The 15,907-nt window shown below is 58.7% G+C and carries 18 protein-coding genes; 11 read left to right on the top strand and 7 right to left on the bottom strand.

Annotation, left to right across the window (positions count from 1 at the left end; genetic code table 11):
- Nucleotides 1-6 precede the first annotated feature (6 nt).
- The 4 genes from plsX to A6F69_RS05985 all read left to right on the top strand — a co-directional run bounded on the left by plsX (nt 7) and on the right by A6F69_RS05985 (nt 2,831).
- A complete protein-coding gene (plsX, locus tag A6F69_RS05970) occupies nt 7-1,071 on the top strand; it encodes a phosphate acyltransferase PlsX (RefSeq protein WP_067598626.1) in 1,065 nt (354 codons plus the stop codon).
- Nucleotides 1,068-2,036 carry a beta-ketoacyl-ACP synthase III gene (locus tag A6F69_RS05975; RefSeq protein WP_067598629.1) on the top strand — a complete coding sequence of 323 codons (969 nt, stop codon included), beginning with the start codon at nt 1,068-1,070 and terminating at the stop codon, nt 2,034-2,036. Before plsX ends, A6F69_RS05975 begins: the two co-directional genes overlap by 4 nt.
- A 102-nt stretch (nt 2,037-2,138) precedes the next feature.
- Nucleotides 2,139-2,438, top strand: coding sequence for an integration host factor subunit alpha (locus A6F69_RS05980; RefSeq protein WP_067602614.1), 300 nt, complete (start codon nt 2,139-2,141; stop codon nt 2,436-2,438).
- A 3-nt stretch (nt 2,439-2,441) separates the two neighbouring features.
- Nucleotides 2,442-2,831, top strand: a complete 390-nt coding sequence (locus A6F69_RS05985; protein WP_067598632.1) for a MerR family transcriptional regulator — start codon at nt 2,442-2,444, stop codon at nt 2,829-2,831.
- An 11-nt stretch (nt 2,832-2,842) separates the two neighbouring features.
- Here the strand turns inward: A6F69_RS05985 and A6F69_RS05990 are convergent, their stop codons facing one another.
- From A6F69_RS05990 to A6F69_RS06005, 4 genes are all read right to left on the bottom strand, one after another.
- The gene (locus A6F69_RS05990) at nt 2,843-6,265 is read right to left on the bottom strand and encodes a chromosome segregation SMC family protein (RefSeq protein WP_067598634.1); all 3,423 of its coding nucleotides are present in this window, start codon (nt 6,263-6,265) and stop codon (nt 2,843-2,845) included.
- Between the two features lie 29 nt (nt 6,266-6,294).
- Nucleotides 6,295-7,047, bottom strand: a complete 753-nt coding sequence (locus A6F69_RS05995; protein ID WP_067598637.1) for a thioredoxin domain-containing protein — start codon at nt 7,045-7,047, stop codon at nt 6,295-6,297.
- A 121-nt stretch (nt 7,048-7,168) separates the two neighbouring features.
- The gene (locus A6F69_RS06000) at nt 7,169-7,861 is read right to left on the bottom strand and encodes a DsbA family protein (RefSeq protein WP_083984710.1); all 693 of its coding nucleotides are present in this window, start codon (nt 7,859-7,861) and stop codon (nt 7,169-7,171) included.
- The gene (locus A6F69_RS06005; protein WP_067598640.1) at nt 7,858-8,406 is read right to left on the bottom strand and encodes a DUF721 domain-containing protein; all 549 of its coding nucleotides are present in this window, start codon (nt 8,404-8,406) and stop codon (nt 7,858-7,860) included. The genes A6F69_RS06000 and A6F69_RS06005 overlap by 4 nt, the downstream gene beginning before the upstream one ends.
- A 29-nt stretch (nt 8,407-8,435) precedes the next feature.
- On the opposite strand from A6F69_RS06005, the gene A6F69_RS06010 reads away from it, so the two are divergent.
- Nucleotides 8,436-9,476: an A/G-specific adenine glycosylase gene (locus A6F69_RS06010; RefSeq protein ID WP_067598642.1), complete on the top strand. Its 1,041-nt coding sequence runs from the start codon at nt 8,436-8,438 to the stop codon at nt 9,474-9,476.
- On the opposite strand, the gene A6F69_RS06015 is transcribed toward A6F69_RS06010, so the two are convergent.
- Nucleotides 9,473-9,694: a hypothetical protein gene (locus A6F69_RS06015; RefSeq protein WP_067602620.1), complete on the bottom strand. Its 222-nt coding sequence runs from the start codon at nt 9,692-9,694 to the stop codon at nt 9,473-9,475. The two genes, A6F69_RS06010 and A6F69_RS06015, sit on opposite strands and share 4 nt — an antisense overlap.
- A 105-nt stretch (nt 9,695-9,799) precedes the next feature.
- Here A6F69_RS06015 and A6F69_RS06020 point away from each other — a divergent pair, with 105 nt between their 5' ends.
- From A6F69_RS06020 to A6F69_RS06040, 5 genes are all read left to right on the top strand, one after another.
- The gene (locus A6F69_RS06020; RefSeq protein WP_067598645.1) at nt 9,800-11,128 is read left to right on the top strand and encodes a serine hydrolase domain-containing protein; all 1,329 of its coding nucleotides are present in this window, start codon (nt 9,800-9,802) and stop codon (nt 11,126-11,128) included.
- Complete coding sequence (gene nudC, locus A6F69_RS06025) at nt 11,103-12,002, top strand: NAD(+) diphosphatase (protein ID WP_083984711.1); 900 nt, start codon at nt 11,103-11,105, stop codon at nt 12,000-12,002. Before A6F69_RS06020 ends, nudC begins: the two co-directional genes overlap by 26 nt.
- Complete coding sequence (locus tag A6F69_RS06030; protein WP_067598648.1) at nt 11,999-12,688, top strand: DsbA family oxidoreductase; 690 nt, start codon at nt 11,999-12,001, stop codon at nt 12,686-12,688. The genes nudC and A6F69_RS06030 overlap by 4 nt, the downstream gene beginning before the upstream one ends.
- Complete coding sequence (locus tag A6F69_RS06035; RefSeq protein WP_067598651.1) at nt 12,685-13,503, top strand: SDR family NAD(P)-dependent oxidoreductase; 819 nt, start codon at nt 12,685-12,687, stop codon at nt 13,501-13,503. The genes A6F69_RS06030 and A6F69_RS06035 overlap by 4 nt, the downstream gene beginning before the upstream one ends.
- Before the next feature lie 106 nt (nt 13,504-13,609).
- The gene (locus A6F69_RS06040; RefSeq protein ID WP_144573757.1) at nt 13,610-14,098 is read left to right on the top strand and encodes a hypothetical protein; all 489 of its coding nucleotides are present in this window, start codon (nt 13,610-13,612) and stop codon (nt 14,096-14,098) included.
- A 73-nt stretch (nt 14,099-14,171) separates the two neighbouring features.
- Here the strand turns inward: A6F69_RS06040 and A6F69_RS06045 are convergent, their stop codons facing one another.
- Nucleotides 14,172-14,561, bottom strand: a complete 390-nt coding sequence (locus A6F69_RS06045) for a DUF1489 family protein (RefSeq protein WP_067598657.1) — start codon at nt 14,559-14,561, stop codon at nt 14,172-14,174.
- A gap of 69 nt (nt 14,562-14,630) precedes the next feature.
- Here A6F69_RS06045 and A6F69_RS06050 point away from each other — a divergent pair, with 69 nt between their 5' ends.
- Nucleotides 14,631-15,566, top strand: a complete 936-nt coding sequence (locus A6F69_RS06050) for a cyclase family protein (protein ID WP_245638306.1) — start codon at nt 14,631-14,633, stop codon at nt 15,564-15,566.
- A 1-nt stretch (nt 15,567) separates the two neighbouring features.
- Here A6F69_RS06050 and A6F69_RS06055 read toward each other — a convergent pair whose 3' ends face one another.
- Nucleotides 15,568-15,900, bottom strand: coding sequence for a hypothetical protein (locus A6F69_RS06055; RefSeq protein ID WP_067598660.1), 333 nt, complete (start codon nt 15,898-15,900; stop codon nt 15,568-15,570).
- Nucleotides 15,901-15,907 lie beyond the last annotated feature (7 nt).

The raw sequence follows: 15,907 nt of genomic DNA on the forward strand, positions 1-15,907 counted from the left end.
TGTGGAATGAGCCTGCCGCGTATCGCGATTGATGCGATGGGCGGCGATGAAGGCGTGCGCGTGATGGTCGAGGGCGCAGCGCTTGCCCGCCGGCGTCATGACAAGTTCCAATTCCTTCTTGTAGGTGACGAAGAGCGCATTAAGGCCGCTCTCGAAACACACCCGCAAATGCGCGGAGCATCTGAAATCTTGCATTGCGAAGACGTGGTGGGCGGCGATGAGCTGCCCAGCCGCGCCTTGCGTCGTGCCAAGACCACTTCAATGGGCCTTGCGGTCAACGCTGTGAAGCAAGGCGATGCCGGTGCTGCGGTCAGTGGCGGGAACACCGGCGCGCTGATGGCGATGAGCAAGCTCGCGCTGCGAACGATGCCCGGAATTGATCGCCCCGCATTGGCTGCGTTGATGCCGACACTGGAAGAGAATGACGTAATCATGCTCGACCTAGGCGCCAACACAGATGCCGACGCGCGGAACCTTGTACAGTTTGCGGTTATGGGCGCGGCCTATTCGCGGATCGTCAACGGTTTTGAGAGCCCGCGAGTTCGTCTGCTCAACATTGGGACCGAAGAAATCAAAGGCACTGAAGCACTGCGCGACGCAGCGGCGGTGCTTCAGGACGCAGCGGGCACCCTTGCTATGCAGTTCGATGGTTTTGTCGAAAGTGACAAGATCAATCGCGGCGAAGTCGATGTCGTTGTGACTGACGGATTCTCCGGCAATATTGCGTTGAAAGCGATCGAAGGTACAGCGCGCTTCGTGACTGATTTGCTGCGCAATGCTTTTACCAGCTCGTTGCGTTCCAAAATCGGCTTTCTGGTTTCACGCCCCGCCACCGAGCTGCTTAAACACCATCTTGATCCAAACAATCACAACGGGGCTGTATTTCTGGGCCTAAACGGGGTGGTCGTGAAAAGCCACGGCAGCGCGAGCGCAGCTGGCGTTGCCAATGCCGTTGCAGTTACCGCGCGGTTGCTCGAAAACAATCTTACTCAGCGCATCGCGCAGGATTTGGCCGAACTGGGCGAAGATCGTTTGCGTACACAGCCAGCAAATGGAGGGGAAGCCAAATGAAACGCGCGGTGATCCGCGGCAGCGGTTCAGCGCTTCCGGCCCAGGTCGTAACCAATGCTGATTTGGCAGAGCGGGTCGACACTACCGATGAATGGATCATCGAACGCACCGGGATTCGTCAGCGCTATATCGCCGGCGAAGATGAAACCACATCCACGTTAGCTATTGATGCTGCGCGGGCGGCGCTGGACGATGCGGGGATTGACGCAAGCGACATCGATCTAATTGTGCTTGCGACCGCCACGCCGGACAATACGTTTCCCGCAACTGCGACCAAGGTTCAGCATGCGCTCGGCTGCAATGGTGGAATCGCCTTCGATGTAGCGGCTGTGTGCTCAGGTTTTCTTTACGCTTTGACTACAGCCGACTCGATGATGCGCACAGGGCTTGCGAGTCGCGCGTTGGTGATCGGCGCGGAGACCTTCAGCCGAATTCTTGATTGGGAAGACCGAACGACCTGCGTGCTGTTTGGCGACGGCGCCGGCGCGGTTGTGCTGGAAGCGGTTGACGCAGAAGACGCAGCGGGTGCGGGCGTACTCGCGAGCCGTTTGCATGCAGACGGCGCGCAGCACGATTTGCTTTACGTCGATGGCGGACCATCAAGCACCCAAACTGTCGGTCATTTGCGCATGAAGGGCCGCGAGGTGTTCCGGCACGCGGTCGTAAATCTCGCTGACGTTCTAGGCGAAGTACTTGAAGAAGAAGGCATTTCTTCCTCCGATATCGACTGGGTAGTTCCGCATCAGGCCAACAAGCGTATTCTCGATGCGACCGCCAAGAAGCTTGGTATTCCCGGTGAAAAAGTTGTCGTGACCGTGGACCAACACGCCAATACTTCGGCGGCATCTGTGCCGCTCGCATTCGATGTCGCGCGCAAGGATGGGCGGATCAAATCTGGCGATCTGGTGATGTTTGAAGCCATGGGTGGAGGCTTTACCTGGGGGGCATGCTTAGCGCGCATGTGAACAACTTTGATTGTCAAAACCCTGAAATTTGCCAAATTTCTGGCAAAATCATATCTTAGGAAAAACTGGGTTCGCAAAACCTAATTGGGGAGACAGCGTATGATGCGTTCGGTGGGCACGCTAACACGCGCAGATCTGGCAGAAACGATCAACCGCAAAATGGGATTGTCGAGAGCGGAATCGCTCGACATGGTTGAATCCATTCTTGGCAAGATGTCAGACGCCTTGGAAGCTGGAGAGAACGTAAAAATTTCAGGCTTCGGCACTTTTGTGCTGCGCGACAAGAGAGAGCGTATTGGCCGGAATCCCAAGACCGGAGTCGAAGTTCCGATCACACCGCGCCGTGTAATGACATTTCGCGCCAGTCAAATTCTCAAAGAGAAAATCGCGAAAGCAAGCTAGACAATGAGCGACTTCGCAGATGGCAAGGACGAGGGCGCGCTGAGGACCATCGGTGAAGTCAGTGATGCGCTAGGCATAAAGCAACATGTGCTGCGTTATTGGGAACAGCAGTTTCCTATGCTCAAACCTCTGAAACGCAGCGGAGGTCGACGTTACTATCGTCCCGCTGATGTCGAGCTGGTCGAAACTATCGACCGCTTGGTCAATAGCGAGGGCTATACACTTAAGGGCGCGAAAGCTGCGATAAGAGACGGTAAGCGGGCGGTCCCCCAACCATCGCGTGCGGAAAAGGCGGGTTCGCAGATCTCCGTAGTTGCGACTTCGGCTGGCAGTGATGTTTTGCCCCAGCTAAAGGCCATCCGCTCAAGGCTGGCAGCCGCGCTGGAAGCTTAAGCTTCGCGGAGTTACTCCGCAGCCATCAATTCCGCTTCGCCCAGATCAACGCTGACCAAGCGTGAAACGCCCTTTTCCGCCATGGTTACGCCGAACAGGCGATGCATGCGGCTCATTGTGACGGCATTGTGCGTCACAATGAGATAGCGTGTTGCCGTGTCGCGCACCATGGAGTCGAGCAGATCACAAAAGCGCTCGATATTGGCGTCATCCAGCGGCGCATCGACTTCGTCGAGCACACAAATCGGCGCCGGATTGGTCAGGAACAATGCAAAAATCAGCGCGGTCGCAGTCAACGCCTGTTCGCCGCCTGAAAGCAGGCTGAGTGACTGGAGCCGCTTACCCGGCGGCTGGGCGTAGATCTCAAGGCCCGCTTCCAGCGGGTCGTCGCTATCAACCAAAGCCAGATGCGCCTGCCCGCCTTCGAACAGACGGGTGAACAATTTGCGGAAGTGCCCGTCGACTTCCTCGAACGCCGCGCGGAGGCGCTCACGCCCTTCGCGGTTGAGATTGCCGATCGAGCCGCGCAGGCGGTTGACCGCTTCAGCCAGCTCGGCTTGCTCGGTCGCATTGGCGCCGTGCTCTTCTTCGATGCGCTTGAGCTCTTCGGCTGCAACCAGATTGACCGGGCCGATGCGCTCACGGCTGGCAGTCAGCCGTTCCATCTCGTCTGATTCCGCGCCCGCGTCCTTGATCTGCTCGGGCTCGAATTCGAACCGTTCGGCCAGCATAGGGGGCGGGCATTGGAAGCGCTCGCCTGAAATGCGCGCCATCTCTCCACGACGAGCCTCTTCATTCTCCGCGCGTGCGGCCAAGCCAGCCCGTGCTTCGCGCTGCGTCGATAGCGTTTCATTGGCCTCGCGGAACGCGGCATCAGCGGCGTCGAGCTTCGCCTGTGCTTCTGCAACCACGCCTTCCGCCGCGGCAAGCTCCTTGCCCAGCTTTTCGCGCATGACATCGCCTTGCTCGATCTCTTCCATCAAACCAGCCGGTTTGGCGGCGACGACATTGCGCTCTTCTTCGATCTCTTCAAGGCGGCGCGCGACTTCGGCCATACGGCGCTCGGCCTCGCCAGAGCGGGCTTCCCAATTGGCTTTGTCCGTCGACTGCGCGGTCAGACGTTCGCGCGCGACGGCAAGTCCCTGATCATGCGCAGCCAGCTCTGCAGCGGTCGCTTGGACAGCGCTTCGTGCCGCTTCATTGCGCGCCTGCGCCGCCTCTAGCGACGCTCGCCCTGTATCGGGGGAAGGCAATGCAGAGCGCTTCGATTCTGCGCTTTCAAGCTCTTTCTTCGCTGCAACCAGATCATCGGTAAGTCCAGCTTTCGCGGCATTAAGCTCTTCGCTGCGAGTGGCGTGCCGTTCGCGTGCGGCTTCCGCCTGATCGAGCGCACGCAGGGCTTGCCGCTCTAGATCTGAGGCTTCCGCCACTGCTCGTTCGCGCGCGACAAGATCGGTCTGCAACGCGGTTAGCTCTTCGCGGATCGTTTGTTCGGATTTCTCGGCTTTTTCAGCGGCCTCACGCAGCGCAGGAAGCTGTTTCTCAAGCTCTGCCAGACGGTTTGCCGCCTCGAGGCGAGCCGCCTCTGCCGCACCTTCACCGCGCGCGATAAACCCGTCCCAGCGGCGCAGATGACCGCCGCGCGTGACCAGCCATTCACCCGGATTGAGGCCGCGCCCGTCGTCGCTCTCGGCAAAGTGCACCAGTGCGAGCCGCGCATTCAATTCCGCAGGGCAATCCTTGATATGGGCGAGCAGGCTATCCGAAACTTCGTTGGGCGCATTACCTCCCGTCCAGAAACGTCCGTCACTGTCGCCATCGGGCTTTCCAAGCGGAGATTTGCCGTCGCGGCCCAATACCGCTGCGAGGGCGCGCTCATAGCCAGGCTTCACGCTAACTTTCTCAAGAGCAGCCGGAAGGCCCGCACGGTTTTTCGCCTGACGTTCGCGCGCATCGCGATCCCGCACCAAGGCGTTGTATTCACGTTCCACCCCAGCCAGTTCAGCTTTTGCGGATGCCGAAAGCGAGCTGGCTTCATCTCGCTGCTCTTGCAGCAAGGCCTTGCGCGCTTGCCCTTCTTCAAGGTCAGCGCGAAGTCTTGTGTGCGCGCCAGCTGCGCTTTGTGCGGCCTTTTGCGCAACTTCGACGGCGGCCACCGGATCGCCGCTGCCGGTCAGTTCTTCAAGCTGCCTTTCGATGCGTGCCTGATCTTCCTCAAGCCGCGAAAGGCGTGACATGGCCTGAGCGATTTCCGCTTCGGCGACACGCCATTCGGCTTCGACACCTGCATGATCAGCGGTTGCCTTGGCCAGCGCCAATTCAGCCGCGCGTGATGCGCGCTCCGCGTCCTCAGCCTTGCGGGCAATTTCAGGGCGGCGGGCTTCGTCTTCTTCGAGCGCAGCCTTGCTCGCGGTAATCTCACGTTCTAGCCGCGCCAGCGCTTCGGTTGCATCGCTGGTCACGCGCCCGGCATCGCCGCGATCTTCTTCAAGCCGCGTCTTTTGACGGTCCAAGTCAGCCAAACGCTGTTCTGCCGCTTCAAGCTGGCTGGTCAATGCAGCCATGCGGTGCCCATGCGCGCTGGCATCATCTCGGCGGTCCGCCAGCTCATCGCGGGCTTCCGCAACAGCATGCGCTGCTTCCGCTTGCGCCTTTTGCGCTTCGTCTGCTGCCTTCTTGGCTGCGGTTACGCGTTCATCGGCCTTTTGCGCGGCTTCGCGTGCTTCCTCCGCCATGCGCGCGGCATCGCGCCAGCGGGCAAAAAGCAACCGCGCCTCGGCCACTTTGATTTGCTCGGACAGCTTGGTGTAGCGCTCTGCCTGCTTCGCTTGCCGCCTGAGCGATGCCATCTGCGAATCCAGGCCCGCCATCAGGTCTTCAAGCCGTTCGAGATTCTTCTCCGTAGAGCGCAGCTTGCTCTCGGCATCCTTGCGGCGCACGTGCAGCCCGGCAATCCCGGCTGCTTCTTCCAACATTTGGCGGCGTTCAGTTGGTTTGGCTGCGATGACCTGTGCGATTTTACCTTGGCTGACCAGAGCAGGGCTGTGTGCGCCAGTCGCCGCATCGGCAAAGGTCAGCGCCACATCCTTCGCCCGCACGTCGCGCCCGTTTACGCGATACGCGCTGCCGGCGCCGCGCTCGATCCGGCGCGTGACTTCAAGTTCTTCGCTGTCGTCATCGCGCCCTTGCAGCACGACTTCGGCAAAGTCTCGCGGCGGTCGCGCTTCAGTGCCAGCAAAGATGACATCTTCCATCCCGCCTGACCGCATGGACTTAGGTGAATTCTCACCCATGACCCAACGGATCGCTTCAAGCAGATTGGATTTTCCGCAGCCATTTGGGCCGACCACGCCGGTCAGGCCCGGTTCCACACGCAATTCAGCCGGCTCTACAAAGCTCTTGAAACCACTGAGCTTTAGCCGATGAATTTCCATGCGTTAGTCTGTCCCTCCCGTTGCGGTTCTTACCGCGCGCCTGCCCGTTGTAAGATTGGCTCCAGGCCCTCCCACTGGTTCACGTTCAATGTTTGACCGTTGAGAATAAAGGTTGGGGTACCCGTCAGGCCAAGCTCGTTGACCTGCTCCTGTGATCGTGTGGCAATGGCCTGCACCGCCTCGGCATCCGCAAGGCAGGTGCGCGCCTGATCACTGCTGAGCCCGCGAGCCGCGAAGAAGTCGATCAGACCAGCCGCCTCTGCGATGGCGACAAAGCGCTGATCTTCAGGAAGGCTGGACGCCGCTTCAAAAGCAGCACCGTTCTGGTTCACGTTGGCGAAGATGTCATTGAGCGCAGTCCATGCCTGGGATGACAGCGGCTCCATATTTTCCGGCTGGCCGCAACGAACCAAGGTTGCAATGGTCAGATCGATCGGATCACGCACGAGATTGCGCAATTCCAGGCTCACAACCCCGGTGGAAACGTAGTTGTCCTTCAGCGGAGGAGCCCCGTTCTCGGAGAAATAGGCGCAGCCACCACAAGTGTGGCTGGCATATTCGATCAGTTTGAGCGGAGCATCCGGATTTCCGATCAAATAACCGTCAGCTTCGGTTACTGTGACGATATCGGTCCAGCTCTGCCCTTCCGGCGCTTCAATCGCTGCGATCGGCTCACCATCGAGCGATGCGGTTTCGGCATCTTCTGTTCCGTTACAGGCAGCAAGCGTCAACGCAAGGGTCGTGGCCAGCGAAGCGGATAGAATACGGCGCGAAAGTTTCATGTCTGTAACTGAGTCCTTTGTCTCGTACTGTGGAGGCTATACCAAGCCGGGGTAGGGGTGAAGCGCGTAAACCTGCTTTCCACAGGCGCTTCCACAAGAGTCTATAGTTAATCTGGAAGGTTCAATTGCCTTGGGTAGTGGCCGGCTTGGTGCGTGCATCGAGCTCACCCTGTAGCTGTTGCCAGCTATGGACGCCGCCAAGCAGCTGATCATCGATTGCGAAACTTGGCGTCCCACGCAACTGCAGGCGTGCTGTGTCAGCGCGTGAATATTGCAGTAGCTCTGCTTCCTTTGCGCTGTCCGCCAGGCACCGATCGACCTCTATTCGCTCATAACCGCGCGTTTCCATGATCTCGTAAAAATCCAGATCGCTGGCGATTGCGCGGCGCGCGGCGGCGCGGTCCGGATTACTCCACCGTTGCTGTTGTGCCGGGGTGGCAGCAGCCGCAACAGGCAACCACTCGCTCTGTTTCAGCATGAACACGGAATGGTTCTGGGCGAATTTGTCTGCGGGGCCGCAATGGGCCAACATCGCAGCAGTCAGATCGATTGGATCGCGCAACAAGTGGCGGACTTCCAGGGAGACCTGACCTGATCGAACGTAGACCAACTTTACCACAGGCTCACCCTCGCGCGCGAAGGTAGCGCAGTGCCCGCAAGTATAGCTGATATATTCAGACAACTTGGTTTCCGCTTCGGGATTGCCGATAAGATGTCCACCGGGTGTTTCCGCTACCGTGACTGCCCAATTGGTCGAAAATCCGGTGGTGCAAACCATTGCCCCGGCCAGCAGCGCTATTTTCATAGCCTTCATTCTGTTGAATCCTCTTTATTCGTCATCGTCTGCGCCAGAGACTCAAGCACAGCTCTTAATTCCGGATCGCCAATATCACGCAAGCTGTCACCCAATTCCATGGGAATTGGCTTTAGCGACGGCGGCGCTTTCACGGGCCCTTCTGCACGAAGCGGCTTAACCTCGCCTTGCCGAAGCTTGACCCGCGATACGGCTTTGTAGCCGAAAAATCGGTTCACCCGTTCCATAATCTCAGGGACCACCTGCTGGATCAGCGGCGCATTTGCGGGCACGACCACTAACTGCAAGATGCCCTCAGACTTTTCTCCCGGGGGAAACCGGATCGCTTCCGGCGCGCAAACCCTGGCATGGGTTGGACCAACGATTTCGGGCCAGCGTGTCACGATGGAACTTTGGACAAAGCCATACCGGCGAAAGGCCGTCCGCCCGATCTGCGGCATCAGCTCACCAATCGCTTTCGGTGTGCCGCCACGGCGCCGTTCGAAAGGCTTTGCGGCTTTCGTCTTGCTCCCTTTTGTGGGTTTGGAGGTTTTGTCGCTTCCCATTGCGCTGCTGCCAATGCCATAGCGCAGGCGTGACTGCCAGCACCAAGACCATCTCTGACGCATTGCTCCACTGGTATCAGCGTCATGCGCGCGAATTGCCGTGGCGCAACCCGCCAGGGAAAGTGCCGCCGAATGATTGCGCGTGGCCATACCGCGTGTGGTTGTCCGAAGTCATGTTGCAGCAGACTACGGTTGCGGCAGTGAAGCCATACTTCGCAAAATTCATTGAGACTTGGCCTACGGTCGAGGCTCTTGCGGCGGCTGATGACACAGATGTGATGAGCGCGTGGGCGGGGCTGGGCTATTATTCGCGCGCTCGCAATCTGGTGAAGTGCGCGCGCGAAGTGGCGAGACGTGGCGGCTTCCCGGAGACTGAGACTGAGCTGCGCGAGTTGCCGGGGCTTGGCCCGTATACGGCGGCCGCCATTGCCGCGATTGCCTTTGGTCAGCGCGCTGTCGTGGTCGATGCCAATGTCGAGCGGGTGGTTGCGCGGTTGTTCAAGATTGAAGAGCCATTACCCGGTGCGCGCAAGGCCATTCGCGAGCGAGCCGAGGAAGTCACACCCGTTCAAAGCTCAGGCGACTTCGCGCAGGCTATGATGGACCTGGGTTCTTCTATCTGCACTTCGCGCGATCCCAAATGCCTGCTGTGTCCACTGGCGGATATGTGTCAGGCCAAGGCGAGCGGAGATCCGGCGAAGCTGCCGATAAAGGCTCCAAAGAAAGCCAAGCCAGAGCGCAAAGGACGTGCCTTCTGGATCGAGCGGGACGATATGGTGTGGCTCGTTACGCGGCCCGGGACTGGCATGCTGGGCGGGATGCGCGCGCTGCCCGACGATGGATGGAGCGCGCAGGCAGACGGTTCAGGCGAAGCACCAGGCGAGGGTGAGATCAGAAACCTGGGCGCCGTGCGTCACGTGTTTACGCACGCATCACTAACGCTTGAAGTGGCGCGGCTGGACGCTCAGCCCATTGGTCATGGCGAATGGTGGCCGCTTCAAGAAATCGAAAGCGCGGGGCTGCCAACACTATTCGCCAAGGCCGCGCGACTGGCGCTGGCGCAGCGCTAGACGATTCCGCCGCCGAGAGACAGACGAAGAGCGGCGATCAGCAAAACCACGAGACAGAAGTTTCGGCCGCCGTCACTTGATGAAATCTGCCCGATCACCAAACCGATCACGATCAGGGGAAGGGCAATCCAGTTCGCCCACCCGAGAAAAGGGATAGTTGCGGGGATGACAATCACCAGAGAGATGAGGCCAATGATGTATGAGAGGACATTAAACATGTGTGTTATATGTATATAACACCTGTCGATTTCAAGCCCCGATTGACCAAGTGTGCTCATTCCCTCAAACACGCCCCTCAATCGATTTCGAAAAAGGACCCATGAATGGCATTCCGCGAGTTTGATTCCCCCCAACTTTCCCGTCGCGCCCTCTTCCGGACCAGTGGATATCTCGCAGCTGGTGGCGCACTTGCTGCCGTCCCTGTCGGGCGCAGCATGCTTCGCGCATCTGCGGCCACAACCAACTGGGCCAATGTTGCCGAACGCATTGAGCATTACGTGGGGACGGGCAAGGTCGCGAACATGGTTGCGAGCTTTGGCTGGGGCAACGAAGCGCCGCATTCGGTAGCGCGCGGAAATCTTGGCTTTGGCAGCACGACGGCAGCGGATCTCGATTCGCTCTACCGGATATATTCTATGACCAAGCCGATCACCGGCATGGCCACAATGATGCTGATTGATGACGGAAAGCTGGGCTTGGATCAGCCATTGGCCGATATCCTGCCTGCGTTTGCCGATATGCAGGTTCAGAAAGAATATGATGGCGCAATTACGCCAGACAATCTTGAAGCGGCAGAACGCCCGATAACTATTCGGCAGTTGCTGACCCATACTGCCGGCCTTGGCTACGGCATCATTCAGCAAGGTCCGATCAAGACCGCATATGAAGACAGGGGTCTGATCCCCGGGCAGGTTAGCCGCTTGCCGATCCCGGGGCTCGGTCGCGGCACGCCGGTCAGCAGCCTCGAAGCCTTTGCCGACGGGCTGGCGCAGATGCCGCTCGTCTATCAGCCGGGTGTCAAATGGAGCTATTCGGTCAGCCTGGATTTGCTTGGACGCGTGATTGAAGTTGTCGAGAAAAAGCCGTTTGATCAGGTGTTGCAGGAACGACTGTTCGATCCCTGCGGAATGGAAAGCACTTATTTCCGTGTGCCATCGAGTGAGCTGAATCGTTACACCGATAATTATGGCATTATGGCCGGCGTGCCGCTGCCAATCGATCCGGCAGCCAACTCGATCTATCTTGATGATCCGGCGTTCCCGTTTGGCGGAGCCGGACTGGTGTCCAGCCCACGCGATTATGACCGCTTCCTGCGGATGCTGCTCGGTTATGGCAAGATCGATGGCAAGCGGGTGATGGGTGAATTGGCGGTTCGCGTAGGTACATCAAACATCTTGCCGCGCGGGGTGCAGACAGAGGGCACCTGGGTCGCCGGGCAGGGATTTGGCGCGGGCGGCCGCGTTGTTGATGGCGCATTCGGCTGGGGTGGTGCAGCTGGCACGTTGGCCTCTGTCGACTTCAAATCCGGGCTTCGGGCTGGCCTCTACGTTCAATATATGCCGTCTGAAAGCTACCCAATCCGTAGTGATTTCCTGACCGCATTGGCCAAGGATCTGGGCCGCGAAGATGGAGCTTTCTCCATTGGCGGGTAAGATCAATATCGCTTTTGCCGGCTCGCCGATTGACCGTGCGGACAATTTGCGCGCGGATCCCGATGCACTGGCCGGGATGATGAACTGGAAGGCGCGGCTGCTCGCGCTCGACGAGTTGATGCCGTCGCTGGATGACAACAACCGGCTGGTCTGGGGCACACTGGCGGACGCGCCTGAAGATGCCGAGCTGGTGTTCCTGGGCATTGACCGCACCGACGGCGGAGAGAAGCCGTGCTTTGCCGCTGTCCCGGCAAAGGGCGATGCCAGCCCGCGTATGGCGAACCCTCAGCTTTGGGCGCTGATGGCGACGCTCGATGCGGGCGACCTTGCGCTTTATGGCGGGGCACGCAGCCTGATTGACTGGCACGCGCGCCATCGCTTTTGCGCTGAGTGCGGCGGGAATACCAAGATCGCCAAGGGCGGCTGGCAGCGCGGCTGCGAAAGCTGCAACGCGCAGCACTTCCCGCGCACCGACCCGGTCACGATCATGTTGGCCGAGCATGAAGGGCGGCTGATGCTGGGCCGCGGCAAGGGTTGGCCGGAAGGCGCGTTTTCCGCGCTTGCAGGCTTTGTCGAGCCCGGCGAAACCATTGAAGAAGCGGTGCAGCGCGAAGTGTTCGAGGAATCGGGCGTGCGCGTGCGCGATGTCTCTTACATTGCCAGCCAGCCATGGCCTTTCCCCAGCCAGCTGATGATCGGGTGCCACAGCTATGCTGACGATGATGCGCTGGTCATTGATGAGACCGAAATGGCAGAGATCATCTGGTTCACGCGCGAGCAAGTGGTCGCATCGCTTGAGGGTAACGGCCCGTTCCGCGCGCCGCCGCCGCATGCTATCGCACACAATCTGATGAAATGGTGGATTGAAAAATGACCGATACCGCACCGCAACGCATGACTATCGACATTTATTCGGATGTCATGTGCCCGTGGTGCCTGATCGGTTATGGCCAGCTGACGAAGGCGCTCGATCAGCTTGACGGCGAGATCGAAGCGCAATTGCGCTGGCGACCGTTCGAACTCAATCCGGACATGCCTCAGCAGGGCGAGGAACAGGAAGCACATTTGCAACGCAAATATCGCCGCAGCGCTGAAGAAGGCGCCGCTGTTCGCGGTCAGATGAAGTCGATAGCTGACAGCGCGGGCGTTTCGCTGAGCTACGAAGGTTCCGGTGAAGCGCCGCCGGCGATGATGTGGAACACACGCGCCGCGCACAATCTGCTGACATGGGCGCTGGAAGAGGCAGGGCCGAAAGTTCAAACCGATCTGAAGCTCGCGCTGTTCAAAGCGCACTTTAACGAGCGCAGGAATGTCTCTGACGAGACTGTGCTGCTGGATATTGCGGCAAGCGTGGGTTTGCATCGCCAAGCGGCGAAGGCCGCGCTGGCGGACGAGGATCTGGAAGCGCGAGTAATTGCTGAAGAGCGTCAGGCGTGGGACCTCAACATCTCGGGCGTTCCGGCGATGATTGTGAATGGCAAATTCATGATTCCCGGCGCACAGGCCCCGGAGACCTACGTCAACGCACTGCGCCGCGTCGCGGAAAAGAGTGCCGCGTGACTCAATTCAACCCTCGTACTGCGGTGATAACCGGCGGGGCGAGCGGGATAGGCTTTGCGATTGCGAAGGATCTTGCTGCGCGCGGTGTAAAGGTCATGGTGGCGGACTTGCCCGGCACAGGCCTTGATGACGCGGCGCGGCTGATTGACGGCGTGCTGACGCAGCCTTGCGATGTGAGCGATCTGGATCAGGTTGAAGCACTTGCAGAGGCGGCGTTTGACCAGCTTGGCGAAGTGCATCTGGTGCTGAACAATGCGGGGCAGGGCGGCGTTCGCGGCAAGATGTGGGAAGTCGATCCAGAGGCAGCGCGTAAGCATTTTGACGTCAATTTTTGGGGCGTTTGGCACGGCTGCAAGGTGTTCGCACCGCGCTTGATCGAACAACAAGCTCTATCAGCGATCTACAACACCGGCAGTGAGAACAGCTGGTTCTGCGCCGTGCGCCAGACCGCCGCGTACATCGCGGCCAAGCATGCTGTGCTGGGCATGACTGAAAGCTTGCGAGAGGATTTGCCCGAACACGTTCATGCCGGGTTGATCGTGCCCGGCTGGGTGTTCACCCCGCTTGGCCCGGAGCAATTCATGAAATTCGGCATGCCGGTTGAAGAGTATACCAAGATCGTTGTGCCGCAGTTGCTTGCGCGGCGGCGCTTTGTTGTCAGCCATGGATGCAACACGGTGCGCATCGCCGAACGGATGGACGAGCTGGCGGAAAGCTATGCCGAATATGCGCTACCCGCCGAAGAAGACGCGAAGCACGATGTGCAATTGGTGATGGCGCAGCTGCGAAAGATACAGAAGGAACAGGGCGCATGATATCGGCCCACGTCGGAATGTTTTATCCGGCAGATTGTTAGGATCGTGAATTCCGAGCTTTCTGATGTACACATTCCGTGGGTTCAGAATGAGGGAGGAGCAAGAGATGAAATTTTCGCTTATTTCAGGTTGGATTCCGGCACTTACGGGAATGCTGTTTTCTCCGGCGTTACAAGCCCAAGACACTTCGGAATTGCCTCAACAACTGCAAGACAAGATCGTTATTGCCAAGGAGGCTTGCGCAGCTTTCGATCAGGGGGAATTTGCGCTCGAATGGGGAGCAATAGAGCGAGTAGATTTAGACGGTGATCTATACGCTGACTGGGTCTTGAACGAGCGTGCCTTCGCTTGTTCTACCGCTGCCTCGCTGTATGGTGGAACTGGCGGTAGCATGTCCCACTTTCTGGTCGGCAACGAGCTTAACTCTCTGCTCAATCAGGGTTGGGATGTGATAAGCGTTGGTCGTTACCGGGTCGTAATTGCCGATGTCCATGGATCCCAATGTGGTGGTATCAACCCCACACCATGCGTCACCTCAAGTGTTTGGGATAGCGAGGCAAAAGAGTGGCGATCGACGTCTGCAGAATGGGAGTGAAACGTTCATCGGGACGCTTGCTTGATGAGGCAATGTCCGCTTAGCATCCTTTTTGCGGCAACAGTGCCGATCACTAAATCAATCCCAGCTTCTGCAGTTTGACCGCCATTTTTCCGGGCAGCGCGTCGCCAATATCTTCGCCGTCTTCCAAGTCACGCGGTGGCTCGCCCTTGAGATAGCGCCAGCCCTGATGCGCGCGCTTGGGCTGAGGGTGAACACGGATCAGCTTCGGCTCCAGCTCGATCAGCCAGCGCCCGCTGTCAGTTTGTGAAAAGCCGGTAATCTTGGATCGTGCGACCAGATTGTGCTGGTGAATCCAGTAGAGCGATCCGCCGATGCATTGCTCCCACTTGGTGGGTCGATATTTGGTTGTCAGGTGCGGGCTGCGACGCCCGGCATACCAGCTCTCGATATCGTCGAAGCTCTGAGCTCCAAAAGCAATCTTGGTCAAATTGAGCGGCATGTCTATGATCTGGCATATGGGGCCGCATATTCAAGCCCGCTGGGGCAGTTTTGCGAGGGGAGAGTTTCGATGAACATGAAGAATATCCAAGGCAGCGTGCTTGCCGGAGCGCTTTTGGCGGCGGCCGCTTGCTCGCAAGCTCCAACGCATGACGGGCCCGTCGCGGTTGGCGAACCTGATCCTGAGCTGGGCATGGTGACCACGATTACGCCTGAAATGACCGCGCGTGCTGCCAAGCTCGTGACAACCGGCAAGACCTATGCACTCGGAGTCATCACCGGCCCTGACACGGTTCCTTATCCGGGCCGGAGCTATTCGATCAGTGTTGTAGGCATCAATGAGCCGATGGGGTCGAATAAGGCAACCGCGCATGATGACCGGCTCGAAACGCATGTTGGGATCGGTAGTCAGATCGACGGATTCGGGCATATCGGGCGTGACGGAGTGCACTATGGAGGGGTCCGGCGCGAGGACATCTTTTCTGAAGATGGGTTGAAGGCTCTAGGCACAGAGCACATTCCACCAATCGCCACGCGTGGGATCATGCTTGATATGGCAAAGCATTTCGGAGTGGATCAGCTTGCTCCCATGCAGGGGTTCGGGCGCGAGGAGATTTCCGCCGCTGCAGAAGCGCAGGGCGTAACCATCGGAGCGGGCGATGTAGTGCTGTTCCATACTGGATGGCTCGCGATGGCTGAGGAGGATCCCGCAGCCTATATCGAGCAACAGCCGGGCATAAATATGGATGGAGCGGAGTACCTTGCAGAACTGGGCGTTGTGGCCATCGGTGGGGATAGCTCTGGGCTGGAAACGCAGGATTTCGGCGAAGGCCGTGCCTTTCCCGTCCACCAATTCCTGTTGGTCGATGCCGGCGTCTACATTCTAGAGACCATGAATACGAACGATCTTGCTGCTGATGGCGTACATGAGTTCTTCTTTGTGCTGGGTCAGCCGCGATTTGCGGGCTCGGTGCAGGCAGTGATCAATCCGGTGGCTATCCGGTAGTTCAGATACCCATCTTGCCGCAGAAAGCTTCCATTTCCGCGTCGATTGCGTCGGCTAGCACTTCGCTCTTAACGAAGAAATAGAGGTCCGGCGCGTCCAAATCGTCGAGATAGGCCGAGTATCTGACCTCAACCGGTTCGCCATCGAAAGTGACCTGAAAGGCTGAGCCGTTTGCCGTGTCGAGCTGAGTTGCTTCGGTGTGCTTGACCAGCCGGTCCACATTCAGACCGAGTGAGAGATTTGCCTCGACCTGCTCCAGGAACGGGCGAACATTCTCCATGTCGAAGTTCATCGAAGCTTCGAACCATCCGGCAAGTTCGGTTTCCTGAGCCATGTGTTAG

Origin of the sequence: Altererythrobacter ishigakiensis (genome assembly GCF_001663155.1) — a bacterium.
Taxonomy (GTDB): Bacteria; Pseudomonadota; Alphaproteobacteria; order Sphingomonadales; family Sphingomonadaceae; genus Erythrobacter; species Erythrobacter ishigakiensis.

Coding starts and splice junctions, on each gene's coding strand:
- plsX (WP_067598626.1), top strand. CDS start 7: ATGAGCCTGCCGCGTATCGCGATTGATGCGATGGGCGGCGATGAAGGC.
- A6F69_RS05975 (WP_067598629.1), top strand. CDS start 1,068: ATGAAACGCGCGGTGATCCGCGGCAGCGGTTCAGCGCTTCCGGCCCAG.
- A6F69_RS05980 (WP_067602614.1), top strand. CDS start 2,139: ATGCGTTCGGTGGGCACGCTAACACGCGCAGATCTGGCAGAAACGATC.
- A6F69_RS05985 (WP_067598632.1), top strand. CDS start 2,442: ATGAGCGACTTCGCAGATGGCAAGGACGAGGGCGCGCTGAGGACCATC.
- A6F69_RS05990 (WP_067598634.1), bottom strand. CDS start 6,265: ATGGAAATTCATCGGCTAAAGCTCAGTGGTTTCAAGAGCTTTGTAGAG.
- A6F69_RS05995 (WP_067598637.1), bottom strand. CDS start 7,047: ATGAAACTTTCGCGCCGTATTCTATCCGCTTCGCTGGCCACGACCCTT.
- A6F69_RS06000 (WP_083984710.1), bottom strand. CDS start 7,861: ATGAAGGCTATGAAAATAGCGCTGCTGGCCGGGGCAATGGTTTGCACC.
- A6F69_RS06005 (WP_067598640.1), bottom strand. CDS start 8,406: ATGGGAAGCGACAAAACCTCCAAACCCACAAAAGGGAGCAAGACGAAA.
- A6F69_RS06015 (WP_067602620.1), bottom strand. CDS start 9,694: ATGTTTAATGTCCTCTCATACATCATTGGCCTCATCTCTCTGGTGATT.
- A6F69_RS06020 (WP_067598645.1), top strand. CDS start 9,800: ATGGCATTCCGCGAGTTTGATTCCCCCCAACTTTCCCGTCGCGCCCTC.
- nudC (WP_083984711.1), top strand. CDS start 11,103: ATGGAGCTTTCTCCATTGGCGGGTAAGATCAATATCGCTTTTGCCGGC.
- A6F69_RS06030 (WP_067598648.1), top strand. CDS start 11,999: ATGACCGATACCGCACCGCAACGCATGACTATCGACATTTATTCGGAT.
- A6F69_RS06040 (WP_144573757.1), top strand. CDS start 13,610: ATGAAATTTTCGCTTATTTCAGGTTGGATTCCGGCACTTACGGGAATG.
- A6F69_RS06045 (WP_067598657.1), bottom strand. CDS start 14,561: ATGCCGCTCAATTTGACCAAGATTGCTTTTGGAGCTCAGAGCTTCGAC.
- A6F69_RS06050 (WP_245638306.1), top strand. CDS start 14,631: ATGAACATGAAGAATATCCAAGGCAGCGTGCTTGCCGGAGCGCTTTTG.
- A6F69_RS06055 (WP_067598660.1), bottom strand. CDS start 15,900: ATGGCTCAGGAAACCGAACTTGCCGGATGGTTCGAAGCTTCGATGAAC.